Source organism: Amycolatopsis tolypomycina, from assembly GCF_900105945.1.
GTDB classification, from domain to species: Bacteria; Actinomycetota; Actinomycetes; order Mycobacteriales; family Pseudonocardiaceae; genus Amycolatopsis; species Amycolatopsis tolypomycina.
Genome location: NZ_FNSO01000004.1, coordinates 6,259,373 through 6,284,398, shown reverse-complemented (window position 1 = coordinate 6,284,398; position 25,026 = coordinate 6,259,373). Strand labels below are relative to the sequence as shown.

At 73.3% G+C, this 25,026-nt stretch carries 25 protein-coding genes; 11 read left to right on the top strand and 14 right to left on the bottom strand.

Going from position 1 to position 25,026, the window contains the following annotated elements; translation table 11 throughout:
• Nucleotides 1-92 precede the first annotated feature (92 nt).
• Genes BLW76_RS38380 through BLW76_RS38365 form a run of 4 tightly spaced genes read left to right on the top strand, consistent with a single transcriptional unit; the run spans nt 93 to nt 3,589 of the window.
• A complete protein-coding gene (locus tag BLW76_RS38380) occupies nt 93-407 on the top strand; it encodes a DUF6191 domain-containing protein (protein ID WP_091316807.1) in 315 nt (104 codons plus the stop codon).
• Between the two features lie 4 nt (nt 408-411).
• Nucleotides 412-1,485, top strand: coding sequence for a precorrin-3B synthase (locus BLW76_RS38375; protein WP_091316806.1), 1,074 nt, complete (start codon nt 412-414; stop codon nt 1,483-1,485).
• Nucleotides 1,482-2,105, top strand: a complete 624-nt coding sequence (locus BLW76_RS38370; RefSeq protein ID WP_091316805.1) for a precorrin-8X methylmutase — start codon at nt 1,482-1,484, stop codon at nt 2,103-2,105. Before BLW76_RS38375 ends, BLW76_RS38370 begins: the two co-directional genes overlap by 4 nt.
• On the top strand, nt 2,102-3,589 hold the full coding sequence (locus BLW76_RS38365) for a precorrin-2 C(20)-methyltransferase (RefSeq protein WP_091316803.1): 1,488 nt from the start codon (nt 2,102-2,104) through the stop codon (nt 3,587-3,589). The genes BLW76_RS38370 and BLW76_RS38365 overlap by 4 nt, the downstream gene beginning before the upstream one ends.
• 88 nt (nt 3,590-3,677) lie before the next feature.
• On the opposite strand, the gene BLW76_RS38360 is transcribed toward BLW76_RS38365, so the two are convergent.
• The 6 genes from BLW76_RS38360 to cbiE are packed head-to-tail and all read right to left on the bottom strand — an operon-like array spanning nt 3,678 to nt 11,107.
• On the bottom strand, nt 3,678-6,770 hold the full coding sequence (locus tag BLW76_RS38360; RefSeq protein ID WP_091316802.1) for an arabinosyltransferase domain-containing protein: 3,093 nt from the start codon (nt 6,768-6,770) through the stop codon (nt 3,678-3,680).
• A gap of 18 nt (nt 6,771-6,788) precedes the next feature.
• Nucleotides 6,789-7,448 carry a 5,6-dimethylbenzimidazole synthase gene (gene bluB / locus BLW76_RS38355; RefSeq protein ID WP_091316800.1) on the bottom strand — a complete coding sequence of 220 codons (660 nt, stop codon included), beginning with the start codon at nt 7,446-7,448 and terminating at the stop codon, nt 6,789-6,791.
• The gene (locus BLW76_RS38350; RefSeq protein ID WP_091316799.1) at nt 7,445-8,164 is read right to left on the bottom strand and encodes a cobalt-precorrin-6A reductase; all 720 of its coding nucleotides are present in this window, start codon (nt 8,162-8,164) and stop codon (nt 7,445-7,447) included. Before BLW76_RS38350 ends, bluB begins: the two co-directional genes overlap by 4 nt.
• Complete coding sequence (locus tag BLW76_RS38345; RefSeq protein WP_091316797.1) at nt 8,161-9,177, bottom strand: Gfo/Idh/MocA family protein; 1,017 nt, start codon at nt 9,175-9,177, stop codon at nt 8,161-8,163. Before BLW76_RS38345 ends, BLW76_RS38350 begins: the two co-directional genes overlap by 4 nt.
• The gene (cobM, locus tag BLW76_RS38340) at nt 9,174-9,935 is read right to left on the bottom strand and encodes a precorrin-4 C(11)-methyltransferase (RefSeq protein WP_091316795.1); all 762 of its coding nucleotides are present in this window, start codon (nt 9,933-9,935) and stop codon (nt 9,174-9,176) included. Before cobM ends, BLW76_RS38345 begins: the two co-directional genes overlap by 4 nt.
• On the bottom strand, nt 9,932-11,107 hold the full coding sequence (gene cbiE / locus BLW76_RS38335; protein WP_208613472.1) for a precorrin-6y C5,15-methyltransferase (decarboxylating) subunit CbiE: 1,176 nt from the start codon (nt 11,105-11,107) through the stop codon (nt 9,932-9,934). The genes cobM and cbiE overlap by 4 nt, the downstream gene beginning before the upstream one ends.
• Before the next feature lie 67 nt (nt 11,108-11,174).
• Here cbiE and BLW76_RS38330 point away from each other — a divergent pair, with 67 nt between their 5' ends.
• Genes BLW76_RS38330 through cobC form a run of 4 tightly spaced genes read left to right on the top strand, consistent with a single transcriptional unit; the run spans nt 11,175 to nt 16,063 of the window.
• On the top strand, nt 11,175-13,121 hold the full coding sequence (locus BLW76_RS38330; protein WP_091316794.1) for a putative cobaltochelatase: 1,947 nt from the start codon (nt 11,175-11,177) through the stop codon (nt 13,119-13,121).
• Nucleotides 13,121-13,735, top strand: coding sequence for a cob(I)yrinic acid a,c-diamide adenosyltransferase (gene cobO, locus BLW76_RS38325; protein WP_091316792.1), 615 nt, complete (start codon nt 13,121-13,123; stop codon nt 13,733-13,735). Before BLW76_RS38330 ends, cobO begins: the two co-directional genes overlap by 1 nt.
• Nucleotides 13,729-15,060, top strand: coding sequence for a cobyrinic acid a,c-diamide synthase CobB (locus BLW76_RS38320; RefSeq protein ID WP_091316790.1), 1,332 nt, complete (start codon nt 13,729-13,731; stop codon nt 15,058-15,060). The genes cobO and BLW76_RS38320 overlap by 7 nt, the downstream gene beginning before the upstream one ends.
• Nucleotides 15,053-16,063: an Rv2231c family histidinol phosphate aminotransferase CobC gene (cobC, locus tag BLW76_RS38315; protein ID WP_091316789.1), complete on the top strand. Its 1,011-nt coding sequence runs from the start codon at nt 15,053-15,055 to the stop codon at nt 16,061-16,063. Before BLW76_RS38320 ends, cobC begins: the two co-directional genes overlap by 8 nt.
• Before the next feature lie 7 nt (nt 16,064-16,070).
• Here the strand turns inward: cobC and BLW76_RS38310 are convergent, their stop codons facing one another.
• The gene (locus BLW76_RS38310; protein WP_091316787.1) at nt 16,071-18,809 is read right to left on the bottom strand and encodes an AfsR/SARP family transcriptional regulator; all 2,739 of its coding nucleotides are present in this window, start codon (nt 18,807-18,809) and stop codon (nt 16,071-16,073) included.
• A 177-nt stretch (nt 18,810-18,986) separates the two neighbouring features.
• Here BLW76_RS38310 and BLW76_RS38305 point away from each other — a divergent pair, with 177 nt between their 5' ends.
• From BLW76_RS38305 to BLW76_RS38295, 3 genes are all read left to right on the top strand, one after another.
• Entirely contained in the window at nt 18,987-19,556 is a 570-nt protein-coding gene (locus BLW76_RS38305; RefSeq protein ID WP_143060762.1) for a hypothetical protein, read from the top strand.
• 32 nt (nt 19,557-19,588) lie between these two features.
• On the top strand, nt 19,589-19,987 hold the full coding sequence (locus BLW76_RS38300) for a peptidase inhibitor family I36 protein (RefSeq protein WP_091316784.1): 399 nt from the start codon (nt 19,589-19,591) through the stop codon (nt 19,985-19,987).
• Nucleotides 19,988-20,145: 158 nt separating this feature from the next.
• Nucleotides 20,146-20,502: a VOC family protein gene (locus BLW76_RS38295; RefSeq protein ID WP_091316783.1), complete on the top strand. Its 357-nt coding sequence runs from the start codon at nt 20,146-20,148 to the stop codon at nt 20,500-20,502.
• Here the strand turns inward: BLW76_RS38295 and BLW76_RS38290 are convergent.
• From BLW76_RS38290 to BLW76_RS38260, 7 genes are all read right to left on the bottom strand, one after another.
• On the bottom strand, nt 20,486-21,172 hold the full coding sequence (locus BLW76_RS38290; RefSeq protein ID WP_244170505.1) for a helix-turn-helix transcriptional regulator: 687 nt from the start codon (nt 21,170-21,172) through the stop codon (nt 20,486-20,488). The two genes, BLW76_RS38295 and BLW76_RS38290, sit on opposite strands and share 17 nt — an antisense overlap.
• A gap of 202 nt (nt 21,173-21,374) precedes the next feature.
• Complete coding sequence (locus tag BLW76_RS50850; protein WP_091316780.1) at nt 21,375-21,560, bottom strand: transposase; 186 nt, start codon at nt 21,558-21,560, stop codon at nt 21,375-21,377.
• Between the two features lie 35 nt (nt 21,561-21,595).
• The gene (locus BLW76_RS38280; RefSeq protein ID WP_091316778.1) at nt 21,596-22,087 is read right to left on the bottom strand and encodes a hypothetical protein; all 492 of its coding nucleotides are present in this window, start codon (nt 22,085-22,087) and stop codon (nt 21,596-21,598) included.
• The gene (locus tag BLW76_RS38275; protein WP_244170504.1) at nt 22,084-22,602 is read right to left on the bottom strand and encodes an RNA polymerase sigma factor; all 519 of its coding nucleotides are present in this window, start codon (nt 22,600-22,602) and stop codon (nt 22,084-22,086) included. The genes BLW76_RS38280 and BLW76_RS38275 overlap by 4 nt, the downstream gene beginning before the upstream one ends.
• 5 nt (nt 22,603-22,607) lie before the next feature.
• Complete coding sequence (locus BLW76_RS38270) at nt 22,608-23,351, bottom strand: adenosylcobinamide-GDP ribazoletransferase (protein WP_208613471.1); 744 nt, start codon at nt 23,349-23,351, stop codon at nt 22,608-22,610.
• Nucleotides 23,348-24,361, bottom strand: a complete 1,014-nt coding sequence (gene cobT, locus BLW76_RS38265) for a nicotinate-nucleotide--dimethylbenzimidazole phosphoribosyltransferase (protein ID WP_091316777.1) — start codon at nt 24,359-24,361, stop codon at nt 23,348-23,350. The genes BLW76_RS38270 and cobT overlap by 4 nt, the downstream gene beginning before the upstream one ends.
• A 13-nt stretch (nt 24,362-24,374) precedes the next feature.
• Entirely contained in the window at nt 24,375-25,016 is a 642-nt protein-coding gene (locus BLW76_RS38260; RefSeq protein WP_091316775.1) for a bifunctional adenosylcobinamide kinase/adenosylcobinamide-phosphate guanylyltransferase, read from the bottom strand.
• Nucleotides 25,017-25,026 lie beyond the last annotated feature (10 nt).

Genomic DNA, 25,026 nt, shown 5'->3' with positions numbered 1-25,026 from the left:
ACTGATGCGATCGAATGTAGCACACCTACTACATTTGATCAGAGTTCTGCGGTCTCGGGAACTTGACCGGCGGTCACCCGGTTCGCCGGGGCATGGGAACTTGGCTGGGCCTCGCCCTTCCGGGCGGCGTCGTGATCCTGCTGGTCATGGCCGCGATCGAGCTGCGGCCGCGCAAGAACGGCTCGCGCTTCAAAGCACGGTTGTCGGCCACGTACCTCGAAGAGACGACGGCGTTCCTGTACGGGACCAAGCGACGTGAGCTGGAACACCGGGAAACGATGTCGATGCTCGTCGAGCAGGACGCCGAAGGCGCGCCACCCCGGCGTGACGTGGACCTGGACGCCGGAACCGCCCGGATCCGGCCGCGTCCGGAGCCGCGGGAGCCGGAAAACCGCCAGCTACAGTGACCCCATGCCGTCCCCAGCACGTGTGCGAGCCGACGCGTGCCCCGGTGTTTCCGCACCCCACGACGCCGCCGACGGCCCGTTGGCCCGCGTGCGGCTGCCCGGCGGCGCGATTTCCGCAGTGCAGCTGCGCGCGCTGGCCGACGCGGCCGAGGCGTGCGGCGACGGCGAACTCCACCTCACCTCGCGCGGCAACGTCCAGCTGCGCGGCGTCACCCGGCCCGGCCTGGCGGCCCGGCTGACCGACGCCGGCCTGCTGCCTTCGCCGTCGCACGAACGGGTCCGCAACGTGCTCGCGTCGCCGTTGAGCGGGCTGCGCGGCGGCCGCGCCGACGTCCGCGGGCTGGCGGCCGCCCTCGATGCCGCGCTGTGCGCGACGCCGGAGCTGGCGGACCTGCCCGGACGGTTCCTCTTCGCCTTCGACGACGGCCGCGGCGACGTCGCCGGCGAAGGTGCCGACGTCTGCTGGCACGCCCTCGATTCCGGCACCGGCACGCTCCTGCTCGCGGGCGGCGACACCGGACGGCGGGTGGCCCGCGCCGACGCCGTCGCGACGCTCGTCGAGGTCGCGCTGGAGTTCGGCCGGGTGCGCGGGTCCGCTTGGCGCGTCGCCGAACTCGACGACCCGGCCTGGCGCGGGGCACCCGTGCCGCGGCTCCCGGCGGAGATCCCGGCGGGGCTGATCGAGCGCGACAGCGGGTTCGCGGCGGCCGTCGTGCCGCGCTTCGGGCAGCTGTCCGCGACGCAGGCGCGGGCACTGGCCGAGTTCGGCCCGGCGCTGGTCACGCCCTGGAAGTCCGTGGTGCTGCCGGACGTGCCCGCCGACGTCTTCGACCGGCTGGGCTTCGGCGGCGAGGCACTCGGGACCACCGCGTGCATCGGCCGTCCGGGCTGCGCCAAGTCGCGCGCCGACGTCCGGGCCGACGCCGTGTTCCGGCCCGGTCTGCGCGCACACTTCTCGGGCTGCGAACGGCGGTGCGGGAAGCCGTCGCAGTCCCATGTGGACGTTGTCGCCGAAGCGGGGGGCTACCGCATCGACGGCCGGTGGGTGCCGCTCGACGAGATGGAAGGGAACCTGTGATCGACTACCTGCGGGACGGTGCCGAGATCTACCGGCACTCGTTCGCCACGATCCGCGAGGAGGCGGACCTGGCGATCCTGCCCGACGACGTGGCCGGGTGCGCGGTCCGGATGATCCACGCCTGCGGCATGGTCGATCTGGTCGACGACCTGCGCTACACGCTCGACGTCGTCGAGTCCGGCCGCGCCGCGCTGGAGGCAGGCGCGCCGATCCTGTGCGACGCGCAGATGATCGCCAGCGGCGTCACCCGGCGCAGGCTGCCGGCGAACAACGAAGTGCTCTGCACCCTGTCGGACCCCAGCGTGCCCGGGCTCGCCGAGCGCATGGGCACCACGCGGTCGGCGGCGGCGCTGGAACTGTGGCGCGACAAGCTGCCCGGCTCGGTCGTGGCGATCGGCAACGCGCCGACGGCGCTGTTCCGCCTGCTGGAGATCCTCGACGAAGGCGTCGGCGCGCCCGCGGCGATCATCGGCGTCCCGGTCGGGTTCGTCGGAGCCGTGGAGTCCAAAGTGGAGCTGGCGAAGCGGGCCCCGGCCCCGTACCTGGTGGTGCACGGACGTCGCGGCGGCAGCGCGATGGCCGTCGCGGCGATCAACGCCCTCGCGAGCGCCGAAGAATGACGGGCACCCTGTACGGCGTCGGGCTCGGCCCCGGCGACCCGGAACTGATGACGGTCAAGGCGGCGCGCCTCATTTCCGAGGCGTCGGTGATCGCCTACCACTGCGCGCGGCACGGCCGCAGCATCGCGCGGTCGGTCGCCGAGCCGTACCTGCGTGAGGGGCAGATCGAGGAGAAGCTCGTCTACCCGGTCACGACGGAGACGACCGACCACCCGGGCGGGTACGAAGGCGCGATCGCCGACTTCTACGAGCTGAGCGCGAAGCGGCTGGCCGAGCACCTCGACGCGGGCCGCGACGTGGTGCTGCTCTGCGAAGGCGACCCGTTCTTCTACGGCTCCTACATGTACATGCACGAACGGCTCTCGGGCCGCTTCGAGGCGGTGGTCGTGCCGGGGGTGACATCGGTGAGCGCGGCGTCGTCGGTGATCGGCCGCCCGCTGGTACAGCGCGACGAGGTGCTGACGGTGCTGCCGGGCACACTGCCGGCCCCGGAGCTGGCCCGTCGCCTGGCGGACACCGACGCGGCGGCGGTGCTGAAACTGGGCCGGACGTTCTCGTCCGTGCGGGAGGCGTTCGCGGAGGCGGGCAAGCTGGACGACGCCGTCTACGTCGAGCGCGCGACGTGGGGGCAGCAGCGGATCGAGCCTCTGGCCTCGGTGGACCCGTCGACGGTGCCGTACTTCTCGCTGGCGTTGCTGCCTTCGCCGGCTTACGCGTCCCGGGTTTCTCCGTCGGCTCCGGTGCCTTCGCCTTCTTCGGGTGGCGAAGTCGTCGTCGTGGGACTCGGCCCGGCGGGCCCGGAGTGGCTGACGCCGGAGGCGGCCTCGGAACTCGACGCGGCGGAGCACGTCGTCGGGTACGGCCCGTACGTGGCGCGGGTGCCGCAGAAGGCGGGCCAGCAGCGGCACGCGTCGGGCAACCGCGTCGAGGCGGACCGGGCGCGCGAGGCGCTGTCCCTGGCCGCGTCCGGTTCGCGGGTCGCCGTGGTGTCCTCGGGCGACCCGGGGGTGTTCGCGATGGCGTCGGCGGTGCTGGAACAGGTGGCCGAGGGCCACGGCGCGGGCGTCCGCGTCCGGATCGTCCCGGGCGTGACGGCGGCCCAGGCGGCGGCTTCCCGGGTGGGCGCGCCGCTGGGGCACGACTACTGCGTGCTGTCGCTGTCGGACCGGTTGAAGCCGTGGGAGATCATCGAGAAACGCCTCGACGCGGCGGGCGCGGCCGACCTGGTGCTGGCGCTGTACAACCCGGCGTCCCGGACCCGCACGACCCAGCTGGCCGACGCCCGTGCCGTGCTGCTGCGCCACCGCGCGCCCGCCACACCGGTCGTGGTGGCGCGGGACGTGGGCGGCCCGGAGGAGGACATCCGGATCACCACGCTCGGCGACCTCGAACCGTCCACTGTGGACATGCGCTGCCTGCTGATCGTGGGGTCCAGCCGCACCCGCGTGGACGGCGGTGTCGTCTGGACCCCGCGCAGCTACTGACCGAGCGCGGCCACGCCCGGCACCGCCCGCCTCGGCTGCGGGTGGGCGATGCCGGTTTCGTGCTCTGGCGGCCGTCCGTCCGGGGCACTCAGCGCGTCGGGTCCTTGCCGTTCGGCTGGCGCGGTCCCGGCCCCGGCGACCACCAGCCCGGCACTGTCTTCTCCCCGCGGATCACCGTCGGGGCGATGCCCTCGGTGAACGGCTCGATCTGGAGCAGCTGGCCCCACGACTGGCTCGGCTGGCCGATCAGGTAGCTCGGCACCTCCGGCTCCTCGGCCAGTTCCTCCAGCCAGCCGATCGGGCCGCCGTTCGTCGAGGACGCCCACTGGGCCTCGTCCGCCAGGCCGCCCGCCGTGATGCGGTAGTCCGGGACCTGCGAGATGCCGTCGTGGCTGGTCACCGGCTGGACGCACGGGTACACGAACGAAGCGGGCCAGTCCACGTACACCGGCTTCGAGCCGATGCGGTCCGTCAGCGTCGTGAACGTCGGGACCCGCGGTGCCGAGGCGGCGATCCAGCCGTCCTCCGTCAGGTCGTTGTCGACGATGTTGACGCGGACCGCGTTCGTCTCCGGCGGCAGGTCGCGCAGGTTGATGCGGGTGTCGTTCCAGCCGCCCGTGCCCGAGCCCGGCGGGAGCATGAACTGGCTGCGCAGCACCTTCACGCCGTCCGGGGTGTTGACGCCGTAGTCGAGGCTGACCGACGTGGGACGGCGGGCCGTCCCGGCCGTCGCCACCACGATCTGGCCGTCCGCCGGCTTCTCCGTCAGCGCGTACCAGTCGCTGCGCAACCGCCCGGCGCGCGTCTCCGGGTCGAGGTAGCTCGACCACATCGGGACCTTGTCGGGGGTGAACCCGTGCGGCGGCTCGGCCAGGGGGTCCTTGTCGTCGACCGGGCGGGTGTGGAAACCGGTCTGGACGCGGCCGTTGTCCTGGTCGGGGTTCGGCAGCGGCGACTCGGGCTCCTTGGGCTTCTCCGCGACGGTCCGCTGCTCGGCCTGCGGGTGCAGGATGCTCGTGGCCGCGTCGCGCTCGACCATCACGTGGTCGGAGAGGTTGCAGCTCTTGCCGAACAGGTGCCCGATGTTGGCCGCGCCCAGGCTGTAGCTGCCGGACTGGTTGTGGATCGCCCACGCCATCGTGACGAACTCGCCCGCCGCCACCAGGCCGCAGACCACCACCAGCGACAGCGACCCGAGCCGCAGCGCCCGCAGCCGGCCTTCCTGCGGCTGGTCGGGCAGGCCGGGCCGGTGCGCGCGGACGTTCTCGACGAACGCGTAGATCCCGGCGATCGCGGCCGCGGCCAGCAGGATCGTCGAGAGCGGGATGCCGCCGATCGACGGCGCCACGTTCGTCCACTGGACGCCGAGCCGCGAGACGAACCAGTACGTGTTCGGGCCGGTCGCGGCGAGCGCGGCGACCACCAGCAGCGCCGCGAGAAAGGCCGCGCGGTTGCGTTTGGAGCGCAGCACCGTGGAGCTGGTCGCGAGCGCGGCCAGCGCCGCCATCGACGCGCCGACCGCGGCGAACGCGCCGAAGTGGTGCGTCCACTTCGTCGGCGTCAGGGCCAGCAGCAGGAAGAACAGCGCCGTCGTGCCGATCAGGCGGCGGGCCGGGCCGAGCGACGCGCCGGGGATGCGGCCGCGACGCAGCAGCATCACCAGGCAGGTGGCCGTGCACAGCACGACCAGCAGCACCGGGAACCGGCGTGGTGCCGAGCCGTCCGGCAGGTCGGCGAACAGCAGCTGGTAGCGCGCGAGCTCCTGGAACCACGACAGGTTCGGGCCGACCTGGGTGCGGATCCGGGTCGCCTCCTGCACGGTCGCGAACGTCTGGTCGGCGAACACCACGACCAGCACCAGCAGCCCGGCGGCGGCGACCGGCGCGAGGACCGGGAGCCAGCCGCTCTCGTTCGCGCGCTGGCGCACCAGCTTGAACAGCGGACGCGCGGCGACCAGGAACGGCGCCACCGCGATCAGCCCGGTCGGCGTCGCGGCCAGGGTGAACCCGGCCGCGGTCAGCCCGAGGCACAGCGGCAGCAGCCGGCGCGTCACCAGCGTGCGCTCGACCGCGCAGATCGCCAGCAGCGAGCCGAGCGCGGCCACCGGTTCCGGGCGGACGCCGTTGTTGTAGGGCATCCACCAGATGAGGAACACCGTCGCCGCGGCCCAGCTGGCCGGGCGGCTGGTGCGGATCTGACTGCCGAGGCGCGGCATCACCTCGCGGCTGATCAGCAGCCAGCTGAGCACGCCGAGCAGGAACGACGGCAGCCGGATCCACGGCGGCACCGTGCTGACGTGCGTCATCAGCTCGAACACGTGGTAGAACCAGCCGAACGGCGCCTCCGCGACGCCGAACCAGCGGTGGTAGTTCGTCAGGTAGCCGGTGGCCTCGGTGACGCGGGCCATCGTGAGGATGTAGCCGTCGTCCGAGGTCACCGGGCCGATGAAGACCCATGCGCCGAGCGCGGCGATCACCGTGACGTCCCGCAGCGTCAGCCGCCACCAGCCGATCGGCGCCCAGCGCGGGGCGCGGCGCGCGAACCCGGAGTCGCGGCGCCAGACGGCGATCAGGCAGCCGATCAGCGACAGCACGGCGAGCACGCCGACGACGATCTTCAGCGCGGTCGGTGACGTCTGGTACCGCGTGTCCGGCACGACCGAGACGTGCAGGCCGGCGATCGGGTCCTTGAGCGAGTTGATCGACGAGTAGATGCCGACCAGCCGCGGGCGGACGTCGCCGCCGGTGTGGAAGATGGGCGTCCCGGCCACGGCCAGTGTCATCTGCGTCGCGTCGACGTCCAGCTCGACGTCGCACTTGTCGGCGGGCAGGGGCTGCTGGGCGATCTGCTGGCCCTGGCTGGAGGCGAACAGCACGCCGTTGTCGATGCGCAGCTGCAGCCCGACGCCCTTGCCGGCGTTCGGGTCGGTGCGGCCGTCCGGCACGGTGGCGAACAGCAGGCCGGGACCGTTCGTGCGGGCGTCGACCGAGCGGATGGTCGCGCACGGCACCTCGGCCCGCAGGTCCTGGGCCCAGTACCCGGTCAAGGGCGCGTTGACGGAGCGGGTGTCGCTGCCGGTCGGCCAGACGACCTCCGCCGTGTCCTGCACCACCGGCAGGAAGGGGAAAGCCAGCGCGCACAAGGCCGAGAGCAGCCCCAGCGCTACGGCAATCAGACGCATCGGCGCAACGCTAACGGGTCAGAGGTCGGCGGCTGACGCAGCCCCCGGGTCACGCGGGGTGAACCGCCCGTGGTGTATCGCCGCGGACAGGGGACGGCGGCTGCGCCAGCCGTGGCGTTCCAGGTCGGGCACGGTCTCCAGCCGGCTCACCGGCCCGGCGCAGAGCCAGGCGACCGGCCGGACGCCGTCGGGGATGCCGAGCAGCTCGCTCAGGAACGGCTCGCGGTAGAAGCTGACCCAGCCGACGCCCAGGCCTTCCGCGGTGGCGGCGAGCCAGAGGTTCTGGATGGCGAGGCACACCGAGTAGAGGCCGGCGTCGGCGATGGCGTGCCGGCCGAGCACGTCGGGCGCACCGCGCGCGGGGTCGTAGGTGACGACGATGCCGAGGCTCGCCTCGAGGATGCCCTCGATCTTGATGTTCGCGAAGGTGCTCGCGCGGTCTTCGCCGAGCTGCCCGGCGAAGACCTCCCGCTCCTCGTGGACGTGCTTCGCGAACTTCTCCCGCGTGGCGACGTCGTCGACCAGCACGAAGTCCCACGGCTGCGTCAGCCCGACGCTCGGCGCGGCGTGCGCGGCCTCGAGGATCCGCACGAGCGTGGCTTCGGGGATCGGCTCGCCGGTGAACTCGCCGCGGACGTCCCGCCGCTTGCGCAGGACTTCGTAGAACTCTTCGATCATCGGTGCAGGACCCATTCGACGGCTTCGGGGACGGTTTCGGCGGTCGCGGTGCGCGGCCGCGCCGGCCGCCGGATCACGACGACGGGCTTGCCGAGCTCGCGGGCCGCGGTCAGCTTCGCGCTGGTCTGCGGGCCGCCGGAGTCCTTGGTGACCAGGACGTCGACCCGGCCCAGCAGCTCCCGCTCGGCGGCGACCTCGTACGGCCCGCGGGCGAGGAGGAGTTCGTGGTGCCGCGGCAGCGGCGGCCCGGGCGGGTCGACGCACCGGATGAGGAACCACAGGTCGTCGAGGTGCGCGAAGGCGGGCAGCCCCTGGCGGCCGCTGGTGAGGAACACGCGTCGGCCCAGGTCGGGCAGCTGCCGGGCGGCGTCGGCGAGGTCGTCGGCCCAGTGCCAGACGTCCCCGGGGCCCGCCTGCCAGCCGGGCCGCGCGAGCCTGAGCAGCGGCGTTCGCGTCAGCTCGGCGGCCGCCGCCGCGTTCGCGCCGATGCGTTCGGCGAAGGGGTGCGTCGCGTCCACGACGGCGTCGACCCGGTTTTCGCGCAGGTACCGAGCGAGCCCCTCCGGGCCCCCGAAGCCGCCGACGCGCACTTCGCCGACGGGAAGCCTCGGCCGTGCGACGCGCCCCGCCAGCGAAGACACCACGCGCACTTCGCGCGCGGAGAGCGCTTCGGCGAGCTGCCGGGCTTCGCCGGTCCCGCCGAGGATGAGGATCACGAAGAACGCCCGTAGCCGACGGCCTCGCGCCAGCGGTCCAGCGTCCGCAGGTTGGCGAGGGTCTCGGCCCAGGTCAGTTCCGGCGCCTGCCGGTCTCCGACGTGCGCGGCGACGTGGTCCGCCTCGCGCGCGAAGACGCCCTGGGTGGCTTCGACCTCGATGACCTCCGGTTCGCCCCCGGCCGGGGTCAGGACGATCCGCGAGACACCGGGCCCGCGCAGCGGGTGGATCCACGCCGGCTGCGGGATGTGGATCTGCCCTTCCGAGCCGAAGACGCGGATGCCGTCCTCGCGGGTGAGCCGGATGCCGCACGAGATCGTCGCGAGGATGTCCCCGGGCAGCCGCAGCAGCCCGGTCGCCCATTCGTCGACGCCGGTGGCCGACAGGTGCGCCATCCCGCTGACCTCGGACGGCTCGACGACGTCCTGGCCGGTCGCCGCCTGCGCGACCAGGCGCGCCAGGGACGTGCAGTAGCAGCCGACGTCGAGGATCCCGCCGCCGCCGAGCGCCGGGTCGCTGAGCCGGGCCGTCTCCTCCGGGTTGCTGTCGAAGGAGAAGGTGGTGTCGACCGCGCGGACCTCGCCGATGGCGCCGGACGAGATCAGCTCGGCCAGCCGCCGCGTCTGCGGGTGCAGCCGGTACATGAACGCCTCCATCAGGAAGACGTCGTTCGCCCGCGCGGCGGCGATCACCTCCTCGGCGTCGGCCGCGGTGATCGTCAGCGGCTTCTCGCACAGCACGTGCTTCCCGGCTTCGGCGGCGGCGATGGCCCATTGTTTGTGGAGCGCGTGCGGCGTCGAGACGTACACGGCGTCGACGTCCGGATCGGCGAGGAGCTCTTCGTAGCTGCTGTAGGCCTTCGGGATGTCGAAGCGCGTGGCGAACTCCCGCGCCCGCCCGGCATCCCGCGCCGCGACGGCGCCGAGCACGCCGTGTTTGCTTTCGTCGACGCCCGCGGCGAAGTGGGCGGCGATCGTCCCGGCGGCCAGCAGGCCCCAGCGCAGTTCCGTCACAACGACTCCGGTTGGTTCGCCCGGTCACGGGCACTCGAGTAGAGGAAGCTGTCGGGAAAGTTCGTGGCGGCGAGCACCCGCCCGACGAAGATCGTGGCAGCACGCGTCATCCCGGCCGCCCGCACCAGCGCGGGCAGCTCGCCCAGCACCCCGCGCACGACGGCTTCCCCGGGCTGGCTGGCGAGCGCGACGACGGCGACGGGACAGTCCGCGCCGTAGTGCGGCGTCAGCTCCCCGGCCACCCGCTCGACGTGGTTGACGGCGAGGTGCAGCGCGAGCGTGGCGCCGGTCGCGGCGAACGCGGCCAGCGTCTCGCCGGGCGGCATCTTCGTCGAGCGCGCCTGGACGCGGGTGATCACCAGGCTCTGCCCGATCTCGGGCACGGTGAGTTCCCGCTGCAGCACCGCGGCCGACGCGGCGAAGGCAGGCACGCCCGGCACGACGTCGTAGGGCACGCCGGCCGCGTCGAGCCGCCGCATCTGCTCGGCGACGGCGCTGTAGAGCGACGGGTCGCCCGAGCACAGCCGGGCGACGTCGTGCCCGCAGCGGTGGGCGTCGACGAGCTTCGCGACGATCTGCTCGAGGCTCAGGTTCGCCGTGTCGACCAGCTCGGCGCCGGCCGGGCAGTACGTGAGCAGGTCGGGCGGGGTCATGCTGCCGGGGTAGAGGCAGACACCGCAGCGGGCCAGCAGGTCGCGGCCCCGCACGGTGATGAGGTCGGCGGCCCCGGGGCCGGCGCCGATGAAGTGCACGGTCATCGGCTGCTCCACTGGGTCACGGCCCGCGCCGGGGTCCAGCCCGTGAAGCCGCCCAGCGGGGCCGCCCGCTCGACACCGATCCGCAGCAGCTCCCCTCCGTGCTCCTCGTACGCCCTGGCCAAGACCTGCTCGGCCTCCAGCGTCACCCCGTGCGCCACCACTCGCGCGCCCGTGGCCACGCACGCGTCCAGTACGCCCGGCGCCGTCACGCCGCCTCCGATGAAGACCGCGTCCGGTGCGGGCAGCGCGCTCAGCGCCTCCGGTGCTTCTCCCGTCACCACCTCCAATTCCGGTACTCCCAGGTCCAATGCGTTGCGCCCGATCCGTTCGGCACGCTCCGCCGAGCGCTCGATCGCGATCGCGCGGTTGAGGCCGTGCAGCCGCGACCACTCGATGCCGACGCTGCCCGCGCCCGCGCCGACGTCCCACAACAGCTCGCCGGGACTCGGCGCGAGGCGGGCCAGCGCCGACACGCGGAGGTCGCGTTTGGTCAGCTGCCCGTCGTGGGCGTACACGTCGTCCGGGATGCCGATCAGCGGCAACGCCGGACCCGCGCACTCCAGCGCGAACACCGTCAGCGGTCCGGGATCGCCGGCCCAGCCGTCGGAGATGCGCTCGTCGGGCCCGCCCAGGTTCTCCAACGCGATCAGCTCGCTCTCGCCATAACCCCGCACGGTGAGCAGGGAGCGCAAAGCGGGCGCGTCGGCACCCAGGACGAGCACTCGCCGGCGCGGTGCCAGCACCCGGGCGACGCGGGCGGACGACCGGCCGACGATGGTGACCACCTCGGTCTCCTCGGCGGACCAGCCCAGCCGTGCCCGGGCCAGTGTCACCGACGAGAGCGCGGGCAGTGCCTCGACCTCGTATCCATGGGCCACCAGTGTGGCACCCACCCCCGACAAAAACGGATCTCCGCTGGCCAGGACGCAGATCCGGGCGCCTTCGTGCTCGGCGATGACGGCGTCCAGCCCCGGCAGCAACGGCGTCGGCCACGCCTGCGCCGGGACGTCCTCGGGCAGGTAGCCCAGCTGCCGGGGCGCCCCCAGCACGACGTCGGCGGCGAGCACCGCGGCCCGCGCCTGTTCCGACAGCCCGGACCAGCCGTCGGCCCCGATCCCGACCACGGTCAGCCGGTCCGCTCCGGCAGCAGGCGGACGTGATTTTTCGCGCACGATTTCCCACCCTAAGCGAGGCGGGCGCTGTGCGATGATCGGCCGGTCGCCGACCTCAGGAGCGCTGTTGAAGCCGTACCCGTTCACCGCCGTCGTCGGGCTGCCGGACCTGCGCCTGGCGCTGGTCCTCTCCTCGATCTCGCCCGCCGTCGGCGGGGTGCTGGTGCGCGGCGAAAAGGGCACCGCGAAGTCGACCATGGTCCGCGCGCTCGCGGGCCTCCTGCCCGGCGTGGACGTCGTCGACGGCTGCCGGTTCTCCTGCGATCCCGCGGCGCCCGACCCGCGCTGCCCGGACGGCCCGCACGACGGCGCGAAGAGCCACCGCCGTCCCGCGAAGCTGGTCGAACTCCCCGTCGGCGCGGCCGAAGACCGCGTCATCGGCAGCCTGCACCTGGAACGCGCGCTCGCCGAAGGCGTCACGGACTTCCAGCCCGGCCTGCTCGCCGCCGCCCACCGCGGGCTGCTCTACGTCGACGAGGTCAACCTGCTGCACGACCACCTCGTCGACACGCTCCTGGACGCCGCCGCGATGGGGCGCGCGACCGTCGAGCGCGAAGGCGTTTCGGTCTCGCACGCGGCGCGGTTCGTGTTGATCGGCACCATGAACCCCGAGGAGGGCGAGCTGCGGCCGCAGCTGCTCGACCGGTTCGGGCTGACCGTCGAGGTCGCCTCCAGCCGCGACCCGGAGCAGCGCGTCGAGGTCGTCCGCCGCCGCCTGGCCTACGAAGCCGATCCCGACGCCTTCGCCGCGCAGTACGCGGAAGAGGACGCGCGGCTCGCCGCGGACATCGAAGCGGCACAGCGGCTGCTGCCCGCCGTCAAGCTCCCCGACGAGGCCCTGCGCCAGATCGCCGAGGTCTGCGCGTCCTTCGAGGTCGACGGCATGCGCGCGGACATCGTCACCGCGCGCACCGCGGTCGCGCACGCGGCCTGGGCCGGCCGGGACGAAGTGACGACCGAGGACGTCCGCGTCGCCGCCCGCCTCGCGCTGCCGCACCGGCGCCGCCGCAACCCGTTCGACGCGCCGGGCATCTCCGAAGAGCAGCTCGAGCAGGCCCTGCAGGACGCCCAGCCGGACCCGGGACCCGAGGACGACGGCCCCGGTTCGGGGTCGGCGCCACCGGAAGCACCGCAGGCCCCCGAACCGCAGCAGGGCAGCGAAAACGCGCCGCAGCAGAACGCGGGCGGCCAGCAGAAGACCGTGGGCGCCGGCGAGACGTTCAAGGCCCGCGTCTTCCGCGTGAAGGGCATGGGCGAAGGGGAGCGGGGACGCCGGTCGCGCGCGATCACCGACAGCGGCCGCACCGTCGGCGTGCAGCCCGCGAGTGTCCGCGAAGGCCGGCCCCACCTGGTCGCGACCGTGAAAGCCGCGGCGCCGCACCAGAAGGCGCGCGGCCGGGCCGGCGCCGGGCTGAAGCTGCGGCCGGAAGACGTCCGCTACGCCCTGCGCGAAGGGCGTGAAGGCAACCTCGTCCTCTTCTGCGTGGACGCGTCCGGCTCGATGGGCGCGAAGGCCCGGATGCGCGAGGTCAAGTCCGCCGTCCTGTCGCTGCTGCTCGACGCCTACCAGCGCCGCGACAAGGTCGGGCTCGTCACCTTCCGCGGCGACGCGGCCGAACTCGCGCTGCCGCCGACGATCAGCGTCGACGCGGCCGCGTCCCGCCTCGAAGGCCTCCCGACCGGCGGCCGGACGCCGCTGGCCGAAGGACTCCTGGAAGCCGCGCGCGTGCTGCGTGTCGAGGAGATCCGCGACCCCCGGCGCCGTCCGCTGCTGGTCGTCGTCACCGACGGGCGCGCCACCAGCGGGCCGGACGCCGTCGCGCGCGCCCAGGCCGCGGCCGGGCTGCTCAGCGGCGTCACGACGATCGTGATGGACTGCGAGAGCGGCAAGATGCGGCTCGGCCTGGCCGCCGACCTCGCCGCCCACCTCGGCGCGGACCACGTCCCCCTCGCCGACGTCGCCGCCGAAGCGCTGGCGGGGGCCGTCCGCGCCCGGACCGGAAGGGCCGCCTGATGCCGCAGGGCAAACCGGACGCCGTCCCGGACGACGGCCTGACCACGCGCCAGCGCCGCAACCGGCCGCTGCTCGCCGTGCACACCGGCGAGATGAAGGGCAAGTCGACGGCCGCGTTCGGGATGGCGCTGCGGGCCTGGAACCAGGGCTGGTCGATCGGCGTGTTCCAGTTCGTCAAGTCGGCGAAGTGGCGCGTCGGCGAGGAAGCCGCGTTCCGCGCGCTGGGGAAGCTGCACGAGGACACTGGCCAGGGCGGGCCGGTCGAGTGGCACAAGATGGGCGAGGGCTGGAGCTGGGCGCGCAAGTCCGGCACCGAAGAGGACCACGCGGCCAACGCCCGTGAGGGCTGGGCGGAGATCAAGCGACGGCTCGCCGCCGAGACCCACGATTTCTACGTCCTCGACGAGTTCTCCTACCTGCTCAAGTGGGGCTGGCTCGAGGTCGACGACGTCGTGTCTGCTTTGGTCTCGCGGCCGGGGCACCAGCACGTCGTCATCACCGGCCGGTACGCGCCGCCGGAGCTCGTCGAGGCGGCCGACCTGGTCACCGAGATGACCAAGGTCAAGCACCCGATGGACGCCGGGCAGAAGGGCCAGCGGGGGATCGAGTGGTAGCGCGGGTGGTCGTCGCCGCGCCCGGTTCCGGGCACGGCAAGACCACGATCGCCGCCGGGCTGATGGCGGCGCTGCGCGCGGCCGGGCACCGGGTGTCCGGGCACAAGGTCGGGCCGGACTTCATCGATCCGTCCTACCACGCCCTCGCGACCGGACGTCCCGCGCGCAACCTCGACCCGTTCCTGCAGGGCGAGGATCGGCTGATCCCGTTGCTGCGGCACGGTGCCCACGGCGCCGACATCGCCGTGATCGAAGGCGTGATGGGCCTGTTCGACGGGGCGCTGGGCACCGAGGGCTACGCGTCGACCGCGCACGTGGCCAGGGTCTTGGACGCGCCGGTCGTGCTGGTCGTCGACGCTTCGGCGGCTTCGCGCAGCGTCGCCGCGACAGTGCTCGGCTTCGCGCACTACGACAACCGCGTGCGGCTCGCCGGCGTCATCCTCAACAAGCTGGGCTCGCAGCGGCACCTCGACGAGATCGCGTCCGCGCTGGAGGCCACCGGCGTTCCGCTGCTGGGGGCGTTGTACCGCAACGAGGAGATCCACGCGCCGAGCCGGCACCTCGGGCTCGTGCCGGCCGCGGAACGGGCCGCGGAGGCGAAGAACGTGCTGCCCGCGCTGGCCGCGTGGGTGCGGGACGGCGTCGACCTGGACGCGATCGTGCGGATCGCGTCCGGCGCGTCACGGCTCTCCACGCCGCCGTGGGAACCGTCCGGTGTGGACGGTCCGCCGGTGACGATCGCGGCGGCCGGCGGGCCGGCGTTCACCTTCCGGTACACCGAGAACGTCGAGCTGCTGGCCGCGTGCGGGGTTTCGGTCGTGGACGTCGATCCACTGCGGGACCAGGCGTTGCCCGACGGGTGCGCCGGCCTGTACTTCGGCGGCGGGTTCCCCGAGGTGCACGCGGCGGAACTGTCGGCGAACACGGCGTTGCGCTCGGCGGTCGCTGCGGCGATCCGGGGCGGGATGCCGGTGAGCGCCGAGTGCGCGGGCCTGCTGTACCTGTGCCAGTCGCTGGACGGCGTGCCCATGGTCGGCGCGGTGCCCGCCGACGCCAAGATGACCGCCCGCGGCAAGCTCGGCTACCGGCGTGCGGTCGCCGTCGAGGACAACGTGCTGGCCACGGCCGGGCAACGCGTGACAGGGCACGAGTTCCACCGCACCGAGGTGACGCCGTCGCACGGCGCCGCGGCGGCCTGGGGCTGGGACCGGCAGCTGGACGGCTTCGCGTCGCCGACGCTGCACGCGTCCTACCTGCACGTTCACTGGGCCGGGTATCCGGAGCTGGCTCAGCGGTTCGCGGCTCGGGTCCGGGCTCATGCCTGACTACGACCTGCACCACCACGGCGATCGTGAGGTCGAGCCGGGGCTGGTCGACCTCGCCGTGAACGTCCGATTGCCGCGGCCGCCGGCTTGGCTGCGGGACGAACTGGCGTCCGCCTTGGACTCGCTGGCCGCCTATCCGTCCACTGTGGATGCTGTGGCTGCGGTGGCCGCGCGCCACGGCCGCGCTTCCTCGGAAGTCCTGGTCACGGCCGGTGCCGCCGAGGCTTTCACCCTGCTGGCCTCGGCTTTCCGGCCGCGGCACGCCGTGGTCGTGCACCCGCAGTTCACCGAGCCGGAAGCGGCGCTGCGGGCGGCGGGCCACGCGGTCTCGCGGGTGATCCTGTCCGAAGCGGACGGTTTCGTCCTCGATCCGGCGCTGGTCCCGGCCGACGCCGACCTGGTGTTCGTCGGCAACCCGACCAATCCGACGTCGGTCCTGCATCCCGCGTCCTCGCTGCTTTCCCTGGCGCGCCCCGGGCGGCTGCTCGTGGTGGACGAGGCGTTCCTGGACGCGGTGCCCGGCGAGATCGAGAGCCTGGCGGCCGGCCACCCGGGCGTCGTCGTGCTGCGCAGCCTGACGAAGACGTGGGGCCTGGCCGGGCTGCGGGCGGGGTACGTGCTCGGCCCGGCGGACGTCGTCGAGCGGCTGCGGGCGGTGCAGGTGCCGTGGTCGGTGTCCACGTTGGCCGGGGTGGCGACGGTGGCGTGCTGCCGTCCGTCCGCGTTGGAGGAAGCGGAGAAGCTGGCGGTGGCCGCGGAAGCCGACCGGGAGTACCTCGTGTCGGGCCTGGCCGCCGCGGGTGTGCCGGTGCTGGGCGATCCGCGTGGGCCCTTCGTGCTGGTGCGCGTTCCCGGTGGAGCTTCGCTGCGCGCGCGGCTGCGGGAAGCGGGCTATGCCGTGCGGCGCGGGGACACTTTTCCCGGCCTCGGCCCGGATCACCTGCGGCTGGCGGTCCGCGACCGCGCGACGACCGACGCGTTCCTCGCGGCGTTGCGCCTCTGACGGTCCGTCACCCGAGCCGTTCGCGGACCACGTCCGCGTGTGGGTCACCGAGTTCGTCCAGGATCGCGACGGCCTCCTGCCGCCGGGCTCGTGCCTGGCCGTGGTGCCCCTGGGCGTCCAGGGCCTGGGCGAGGTTGGCCAGCATCCGGGCGGTCGTGCGCTGGTCGCCGAGTTCCCGGCTGATGGCGAGCGCTTCTTCGTACCGCCGCCGGGCCTGGTCGTGCCGGCCGGCATCGTGGTGGATGTCGCCGAGCGTGCCCAGGGTGAACTGCAGGCCGGTCCGGTCGTCGTTCTCCCGTTGCACGGTGAGCGCCTGCTCGAGCCGGCCGGCGGCCCGCGCCGGCTCGTCGAGCCGCCGGTAGGTGTCGCCGAGGTTGTTCAGGCTGAGCCCTTCGCCCTGCCGGTCGCCGGTTTCGCGGAACAGCGCGAGCGCCCGGTGAAAGCAGCCGGCGGCCTTGGCGAGCCGGCCGAGGTCGACGTACGCGACGCCGAGGTTGTTGAGGTTCCAGGCCTGGCCGTGCCGGTCGCCGGCTTCGGCGAGGAGCGCCTGCGCGCGGTGGTGGCACTCGATGGCCGTGGCGAACTGGCGCAGATCGCTGTAGGCCACCCCGAGGCCGCGCCAGATGATGCCTTCACCGCGTCGTTCACCGAGCGACCGGGTTGCCGCCAAAGCGACGCGGAAGGTCGCGATCCAGTCGTCCCAGTGGCTGCGCCGGTAGTAGAAGCTGAGCATCACCCACGCCAGCTGCCAGGACACCTCCGGAAGACCGGCTTCGGCGGCGGTTTCGACCACCGCTCGCAGGGTGGTGCGTTCCGACTCGTACCACGCGAGGGCTTCCTCGTGGCCGACGAACCGCGGGACGATGCACTCCGCCGGCAACGGGTGGAGCGGGACGATGCGGACCCGGCGCGGATCGAAGACACCACGAGCGGATTCGGCCGCGTGCAGGTACCAGGTGAGCAGCCGGTGCAGCGCCCGCCGGGTCTCGTGGTTCCGCGCCCGTGCGCGGGCGAACGAGCGGACGAGGTCGTGGAACCGGTACCGGCCCGCGGTCGTCTGCTCGAGCAGGTGTTCGTCGAGCAATGTCTCGAGCTGCAGTTCGGCCTCTTCGGGCGTCGTCGCGGCGAGGGCCGCGGCCGGCCCGGCGGTGAAGTCGCTGCCCGGATGGAGCCCGAGCAGCCGGAACATCCGCTGGTGCGCCGGTGGCAGGGCCCGGTACGACATGGTGAACAGGGCGTCCAGCTCGTGGGTGCCGGGGGCCAGCTGGTCGAGCCGGCGGTCCGTTCCCTGCAGCCTGGTGGCGAGGTCCTCGACCGTCCACGTCGGACGCATCCGCAGCCGCCGCGCGGCCAGCGAGACCGCGATCGGCAGACCGCCGCACAGCTCGGCCACCCGGGCGGCGGCCCGGGGTTCGTCGGCGACGCGGTCGTCGCCGACGATCCGGGCCAGCAAAGCGACCGCTTCCTGCTGCGGAAGCACGTCGACCGGCAGTTCCCGGGCACCGGCCAGCCCGGACAGGCTCCGGCGGCTCGTGATCAGCACCAGACTGCTGGGGCCACCGGGCAGCAGGTGGCGGACCTGGTCTTCGGTCGCGGCGTTGTCCAGCAGGACGAGCGCGCGCCGGCCGGCCAGCCGCGAGCGGTAGAGCGCGGCTCGCGACTCCAGTTCCTGGGGGATGTGCTGCCCCGCCACGCCGAGCAGGCGCAGGAAGTTCTCCAGCACGGCGGTGGAGGCCACCGGTGGCCGCTCGGCGTCGAACCCGCGCAGATCGGCCCACAGCTGGATTTCGTCGAAGCGCCCGGTGCTGACCAGCTGATGGGCGACGTGGACGGCCAGCCGGGTCTTGCCGACCCCCGCCATCCCGTGGATCGCGGAAATCACCACCGCCGTGGGCGAATCGGGCTCCGCCAGCGCGTGCAGCGTGCGCAATTCCGCCTCGCGGCCGACGAACTCGCCGATGTCCATCGGCAGCTGCCGCCACGCGCCGGTCTCCGCCTGGGCGGGCGGGGCGGACTCGCCGGCGAGGATGTCCTGGTGGACCTGCCGCAGCCGGGCCCCCGGCTCGACGCCGAGCTCCGTCACGAGGTGCTGCCGGGCGAGTGAAAAGGCGTCGAGCGCCTCCACCTGCCGTCCGGCGTGCTGCAACGCCAGCATCAGCGTCACCCACAGCTGCTCCCGCAGGGGGTGTTCGGCTAGCAGCACGCGAAGATCGCCCACGGCGGTTTCCGGGCGTCCGAGCTCGATCCGCGCGTGGGCGTGCCGCTCCGCCGCGGTGAGCCGGACGTCTTCCAGCCGGGCGATCTCCGCCCGGAGGACGGGGCCCGGCGACAGACCCGCCAGAGGGCGTCCGCGCCACAGACCCGCTGCGCGTTCGAAATGACCGGCGGCAGCCGCGAAGTCCCCGCGCTGCCACGCCTGGTTGCCCAGCCCGGCCTGTTCCTCGAACACCTCGAGGTCCAGCTCGCCCCGGTGGACGGTCAGCAGGTAGCCGCCGGACCGGGTGGCCAGCCTGTCCTCCCCGATCGCGCCGAACATCCGGCGCAGCCCGGCGACGTAGGTGCGGATGTTGGACTCCGGCGCCACCGGCGGCTTTTCCCACACCGCCTCGGCGAGGTAGCCGATCCCGGCCACCGAGTTGGCCCGCAGGAGCAGCGCGGCCAGCACCGACCGCTGTCTCCGCCCGCCCACCGCCGGCGTCTCGCCTTCGTGCTCCACCTCCAGCGGACCCAGGAGCCGGAACTCCACGTCGCTTCCCCTCTGTGCGCCCGCGCGATCTTCCTCCTGGCATCGTCGCGTAACCACCAGTCGGGCCCTACCTCCAGGCGGGGCATCCTGTGCCGCTTCTGTGCGGATTCTGTGCGCGCGGAGCTGCAGAGTGGTCGTGCGTCAGGGGAGTGTCATCGTCGGAGACGGGGGAGAAGAATGCTGGTCGAGTCAATGGTACTGCGCGCAATTCCGATGTCGGTCCTCGCGCTGGCGGTGGTCGCCGGCCCGGGCGCCGCGTCGACGTCCGCGGTACCGCGCGAATTCGCCGTACAGGGCACCTCGGCGGGGCTCACCTCCGCCCAGATCACCACGCTCCAGAGCCGGACCGAACGCTATCTGGCCGTCATGGGCGGCCGCCAGACCGGGCTCAACAAGATCGACCTCGACGGAAAGGGCACGGTATCGATCGCGCTGCCCGGGGAGGCGCATCCGCGGAATCTGCCCGGTACCACGAGCGACTACTGCGGCTGGCTGACCGGTGCTCCGTACGGCCGCTTCTGCGCCTACAGCGGAACCTGGTACACCGGCGATTCGATCGACATGTACTACTGCGACAGGTACACCATCGGTTTCTCCGGGCCGGGTTCGTGGGACAACAACCAGTCGACCGGCACCCGGGCGCGGATGTACAACAACGTGAACCGTGTGGTCTACACGACACCGCCGGCCGCAAGTCACGACCGCGATGGCAACTGGACCGGAATCGCATACGTCAGGAATTGCTAGTTCCCGTTTTTCTCCGGAGAAAGGAATCTGTCATGAGGTTCGTAATGCGCACGGGCTTGGTCTGCGGTGCCGTGGCGGTGGCGGTCGGCGGGCTGCTGACCGCTCCGGCGCAGGCGACGGTGTCCAGCTGGGACGACTGCCCGTCGCAACACGTCTGTTTCTGGACGGGCGACAACGGAACCGGCCAGATGTGCAACTGGTCCGGCGACGATCCCAACTGGCTGAGCGGCAGCATCAGGTGCTCGTGGGCCCGGACGACGAAGGCGCAGTCGGTCTGGAACCGCGGCACCACCGGTGCCCCGGTCTCGTACTACACCGGCGCCGACTACGGCGGCAGCCGCGCGGGCTGCACCCCCAGCGGTGGGCGCGGGAACTTCGTCGGGGGCAGCGGTACGGGGTACCTGCTCCGGTCCCATCGGTGGGCCTGCTGACCCCCCGGCCGCGTGGGGAAGGGCCTTCGGAGAGCCGGGAGAGGGGGTCTCCCGGCACTCCGGAGGTTTTTTCGAAACACCGACAGGGGGTTGTCGTCACCGCGGTCGAGAGTGGGCTGTGACCGGGAAACACCCGGCGTGGCAGTGGAAGGAACGACATGCCCGGATTCAACGACGTCGCCTGGTTCGAGATCGGTACCGCGGATCCGGCGGCCGCCGAACGGTTCTACGGTGAGGTGTTCGGCTGGAAGGTCGCCCAGGACACGTCGGCCAGCACCGACCCGGCCTACCGCGTCATCGACACCGGCGGCGCACGCGGCGGCCTGGCCACCGGCCAGGAGAACTACGCGATCTTCACCGTGCTGGTCGAGGACGTCGAGGCCACCTGCCGCCAGGTCGAAAAGGCCGGCGGGCAGGTGCGGCGACCACCGAGCGTCAACCCGGTCGGCGTGACGTTCGCGCACCTGCTCGACCCGGCGGGCAACCACTTCTCCGTGTTCACCCCGCCAAAGTGAGCTGCTCGACGTCGCCGTGCGGGATGTCCAGGTCCTCGGGCCGCAGCCGGCGCAGGGGCGGCACCTCGGAGGTCACGGTGAAGGAGGCGATGCGGTCGGTGCGGAACGCCCGGATCTCCCGGCGCAGCCGGCACCAGGCGATGAGGTACCAGTGTTCGGGCTTGCCGACGTAGCCGAGCGGCTCGATCTCCCGCCGGGTCACGGCGCCCGCGCGGTCGGCGTACCGGATGCGCAGCACGCGGCGGATGTTGAGCACGGGCGGCATCGGCGGGATGGGACCGGCGCCGAGCAGGTGGACGGAGGCGGCGAGGTGCTGTGCCTCGGCCGCATCCTCCCGGCGCATCGCGGCGACCAGCTTGCGCAGCGCCGAGCGCCCTTCAGCTCGGAACGGAGTGCCGTCGAGGTGCCTCAGCGCAATGGCCATGGCAACGGCCTCGGCGGCCGTCAGGTTGACCGGCGGCATGGTGTGCGCCTTGTCGAGGCAGTACCCACCGGTGCGCCCGGGCTCGGCGTAGATGGGCGTGCCGGACTGCTGCAGGGCGCTGATGTCCCGTTCGACGGTGCGAACACTGACCTCGAACCGCCGCGCAAGCCAGCTGGCACTACGTGGCCGCGGCGCGACGGCGCGCAGTTCTTCGACGAGAGCGTAGAGACGATCGGTTCGGTTCACGCCGACCACGGTAAGGAGGAGGTACGACAGTTTCGGTTGGAGCGTGTCCGGTAAGCATCCCTCGGCCCGCCGGGCGATGCGGGACCTTCGTCATCCCGGAACGGGCGACCAGATCACCCCGCCGAGCCGCCAAAGGCTCCCGGCCGTTCCCGTCGACGAGGTGGTGCACCGTGGTGTTCTATCCGCGCTGACACCGACCGATTCACCAGGCTTGCCGCGTCGCTTCGGTCAACAGCCGCTGCGGCGCTGTGTCCCACGTGCCGTCGCCGGCCATCCGGCGGTGCCAGGTCCGGATCGTCGGCCACGGACCGAACACCGCTGGCACATCGCGCCACGCGATCCCGCACCGATACCGAGGCAACCGAAACCGCGACACGACCAGCAGCATCCCGGCAATCAACCGAGATGTTTGTCAGACACGCCCTAGTCACAGAGGTGCTTGAACTCCGTCGCGCCCGGACGCACACGGAACCGGACCTCGTGGCCGAGGGCGTCGCGGAACACCGCGGCGGCCGGGGAGGTGAGTGTCATCGTGCCGTGCTGGTAAGGGTTGTCCCAGCCGGGAGGCGAGCTGCGGGCCGGGCCGATCAGCGGCGTCTCGGCCTCGTAGAACCGGTCGCCGATCTTCGCTTCGTCGACGCCGCAGTGCGTCAGGAGCGCGAAGTCCGGCAAGACCACGGCGGAGGGGGAGGGGGAGGGGGCGGGCGGGGGCGGGGAGGCCGGAGGCGCGGTCGCCGGCCCGGGCCGGGTGGCGACGACGACGGCAATGGCGCCCGCGACGAGCACGGTCGCCGCCGCGGCCACCAGCGGAGCGGCCAGCCGCCGACGGCTTACCGGTACGGGCGCGGGCGTCACGTCCACGGTGTCGGCGAAGGCGTGGAAGGCGCGTCGCAGGCGGTCCTCGACGTCGGTCATCGGAGTTCTCCCTCCAGCTTGGCCAGTGCGCGCGAGGCGCAGGTCTTGACGGTGCCGCGCGAGACGCCGAGCGTCTCGGCGATCTCGGCCTCGGAAAGACCGGCCCAGTACCGGAGCACGAGCACCTCCCGCTGCCGCCGGGGCAGCCGGCGCACGGCGGCGAGCACCTCGCGGTGCTCCTCGTCGAGCAGGACTCCGGTGTCCGCGGGTGGCGCGTCGTCGCGGTCGCCGGTGCGGTGCCGCAGCCGCCGTGCCGCGCGCCGGTGGGCGGAGCGGGCGCCGTTGACGACTGAGACGCGGAGGTAGCCGCCTGCGCCGGCCGGGTCGTCGAGCGGCGGGCGGCGGAAGAGGGCGAGGAAGGCGTCCTGCACGACGTCCTCGGCGAGCCCGCGGTCGCCGGGCAGCAGCACGGCGAGCCGGACCAGGCCGGGGCGGTGCGTGCGGTAGAGCTCCGCCGGGTCGAGAACGGTGTCGGTGCCCAGGGTGACCTCCTTTACCAGGTACACGCCGGGCACCGGGCCTAGGTTGACAACGCGACCAAGGCGGCCGCGACGGCGGCTTCGACAGCGGCGCCGAGGACGTCGCCGGTGACACCGCCGAGCCGCTTGGTGCAGCGCCACAGGAGTGCGGCGGCGACGGCGTAGGAAAGAACGACGGCAAGCGGCCCGCGCCACCACGGCAGCCCGGGCAGCAGCGCGGCGAGCCCGGCCGCGGCGAGCCCGACCGCGAGCGCGGCGGCGCGCGGGACCGAGCCGGCGACGGTGGCGCCGAGCCCGTCGGCCCGCGCCGACGGAACGCCGCGCGCACAAGCCGTCGACAGCACGCACCGGCCGACGAGCACGCCCGCGGCCGCGGTGGCCGGGGTGGCGGCGGTCAGCGCACCGACCTGGACGAGGAGGACCAGGACGAGCGTCGCGACCCCGGTGGGACCGGAGTCGCCGCGGCGCATGACGTCGAGGGCCTTGCCGCGGTCGTAGGAGGCCCCGAGGCCGTCGGCGGTGTCGGCGAGCCCGTCCAGGTGCAGCCCGCGGCTGCCGAGCGCCACGGCTCCGATGGCGAGCGCGGCCGTGGCGAGCGAGGGCAGCCCGACGGCGGAACCGGCCCAGACGATCGCTCCGGCCACGGCGGCCAGGGGAACGGCGGCGAGCGGAGCGAGCAGCATGGCCCGCCCGGCCACCGGCCGATCGATGACGCGCGGCGCCGGCACCGGCACGGTGGTCAGCGTTCCGACGGCCAGCCGCGCGGCATCGATCCAGCGGGTCATGCCAGGTCGGCCAGCAAACCCATGTCGGCCAAGATCGCTCGGGCCGCGCGCAGCGTCGGTACCGCCTGGACCGCTCCGCTGCCCTCGCCGAGCCGCAGGCCGAAGTCGAGGATCGGTTCCAGGCCCAGCGCCTTCAGCGCGAACGCCTGGGAAGGTTCCGTCGAACGGTGGCCGGCCAGCCACCACTGCTCCGCGCCCGGGGCGATGTCCCGCGCCACCAACGCCGCCGCGCCGGAGAACACTCCGTCCAGCACCACCGGGATCCCGAGCGCGGCCGCCTGCACGAGGAAGCCCGCCGTGGCGGCGAGGCACGCGCTGCCCAGCGCCGTCAGCCGCTCGAACGGGTCGTCCGTGCGGCCCGCGGCTCGCGTCAGCGCCGCCGCGACCGCCGCCGTCTTGCGCTCCAGGCCTGCCGCGTCGACCCCGGTTCCCGTGCCGACCACCTCGGCCGCCGGCAGGCCCAGCGAGGCCGCCACCACTGCCGCGCACACCGCCGTGTTGCCGATGCCCATGTCGCCGGGGATCAGGACGTCCGCGTCGCGCTCCTCCAGAGCCAGGGCCCGGCCCGCTTCGAACGCCGCCCGCGCTTCGCCAGGCAGCAGCGCGTCCTCGACGTCGATCGAGCCCGAACCGCGGCGGATCTTGTGCGCCGTCACCGCCGCGGGCACGTCCGCGCCGTCCCAGTCGACGGCGATGTCCGCGACCCGCACGCGTGCCCCGACCTGGGCGGCGAGCACGTTCACGCCGCTCTTCCCGGCCAGGAACACCCGCACCATCGCCGCCGTCACCTCACGGGGGTACGCCGAGAGCGCGGACACGCCGTGGTCGCCCGCGAAGACCACCACGCGGACGTCGTCCAGCGGGCGCGGGGGCACGGTGCCGTGCGCGGCGGCCAGCCACGCGGCGATCTCCTCGAGCCTGCCGAGCGCGCCGAGCGGCTTGACCAGGCCGTCGAGCCGTTCCAGCGCGGCCGTGCGGGCGGCGGGGTCGGGCACGGGTACGTCGAACACGGGCGCCTCCTGGCTACAGGTCGAGCGCCCGGCCCGCGACGACCAGCACGACCCGGTCGGCGTCGGCGGACACCCGGTTGTTGAGTGCGCCCAGCACATCACGGAACAGCCGGCCGGACGACGTTGCGGGCACCACACCGCTGCCGACCTCGTTGCTGACCGCGACCACTGGCACCCGCGCCGCGGCCCACGCGGCCAGGAAGTCCTCGAGCCGGTCGTCCAGGCGGTGCTCCCAGCCCGGTTTCTGCCGCCACGCGCCGACGTCGTCCAGCACGCGCGAGAGCCAGGTGCCGAGGCAGTCGATCAGCAGCGGCTCGGTCGCCGTGCGCAGGATCCCGGCCAGGTCGGTCGTCTCGACGGTCTTCCAGTTCGCCGGCCGCCGCGCCTGGTGCGCGGCCACCCGCGCGGCCCATTCGGGGTCGTCTTCGCCCGCGGGCAGGCCGGGCGCGACGTAGACGAGGTGCGGGTGGCGGGCGACGAGCCGCTCGGCGTGCCGTGACTTCCCCGAGCGGACGCCGCCGAGGACCAGCACCTTGCCTTCGTCGCGCCCGTACCGGCGGAGGGCGCGAGCCAGGGATTCGAGATACCCGGCGAGCCGGTGGCTCAGCCCCGCCGACGGACGCTTTCCCGCGGAGGCGGCATCGGACACAGTCATACCGGCATTC

Bases quoted from the DNA above. Each gene is read 5' to 3' on its own strand.
- BLW76_RS38365 (WP_091316803.1), top strand. From the start codon at position 2,102: ATGACGGGCACCCTGTACGGCGTCGGGCTCGGCCCCGGCGACCCGGAA.
- BLW76_RS38305 (WP_143060762.1), top strand. From the start codon at position 18,987: ATGCTGGTCGAGTCAATGGTACTGCGCGCAATTCCGATGTCGGTCCTC.
- BLW76_RS38270 (WP_208613471.1), bottom strand. From the start codon at position 23,351: ATGACCCGCTGGATCGATGCCGCGCGGCTGGCCGTCGGAACGCTGACC.
- BLW76_RS38375 (WP_091316806.1), top strand. From the start codon at position 412: ATGCCGTCCCCAGCACGTGTGCGAGCCGACGCGTGCCCCGGTGTTTCC.
- bluB (WP_091316800.1), bottom strand. From the start codon at position 7,448: ATGATCGAAGAGTTCTACGAAGTCCTGCGCAAGCGGCGGGACGTCCGC.
- cobC (WP_091316789.1), top strand. From the start codon at position 15,053: ATGCCTGACTACGACCTGCACCACCACGGCGATCGTGAGGTCGAGCCG.
- BLW76_RS38295 (WP_091316783.1), top strand. From the start codon at position 20,146: ATGCCCGGATTCAACGACGTCGCCTGGTTCGAGATCGGTACCGCGGAT.
- BLW76_RS38300 (WP_091316784.1), top strand. From the start codon at position 19,589: ATGAGGTTCGTAATGCGCACGGGCTTGGTCTGCGGTGCCGTGGCGGTG.
- BLW76_RS38380 (WP_091316807.1), top strand. From the start codon at position 93: ATGGGAACTTGGCTGGGCCTCGCCCTTCCGGGCGGCGTCGTGATCCTG.
- cobO (WP_091316792.1), top strand. From the start codon at position 13,121: ATGCCGCAGGGCAAACCGGACGCCGTCCCGGACGACGGCCTGACCACG.
- BLW76_RS38360 (WP_091316802.1), bottom strand. From the start codon at position 6,770: ATGCGTCTGATTGCCGTAGCGCTGGGGCTGCTCTCGGCCTTGTGCGCG.
- cobM (WP_091316795.1), bottom strand. From the start codon at position 9,935: ATGACCGTGCACTTCATCGGCGCCGGCCCCGGGGCCGCCGACCTCATC.
- BLW76_RS50850 (WP_091316780.1), bottom strand. From the start codon at position 21,560: ATGCTGCTGGTCGTGTCGCGGTTTCGGTTGCCTCGGTATCGGTGCGGG.
- BLW76_RS38260 (WP_091316775.1), bottom strand. From the start codon at position 25,016: ATGACTGTGTCCGATGCCGCCTCCGCGGGAAAGCGTCCGTCGGCGGGG.
- BLW76_RS38280 (WP_091316778.1), bottom strand. From the start codon at position 22,087: ATGACCGACGTCGAGGACCGCCTGCGACGCGCCTTCCACGCCTTCGCC.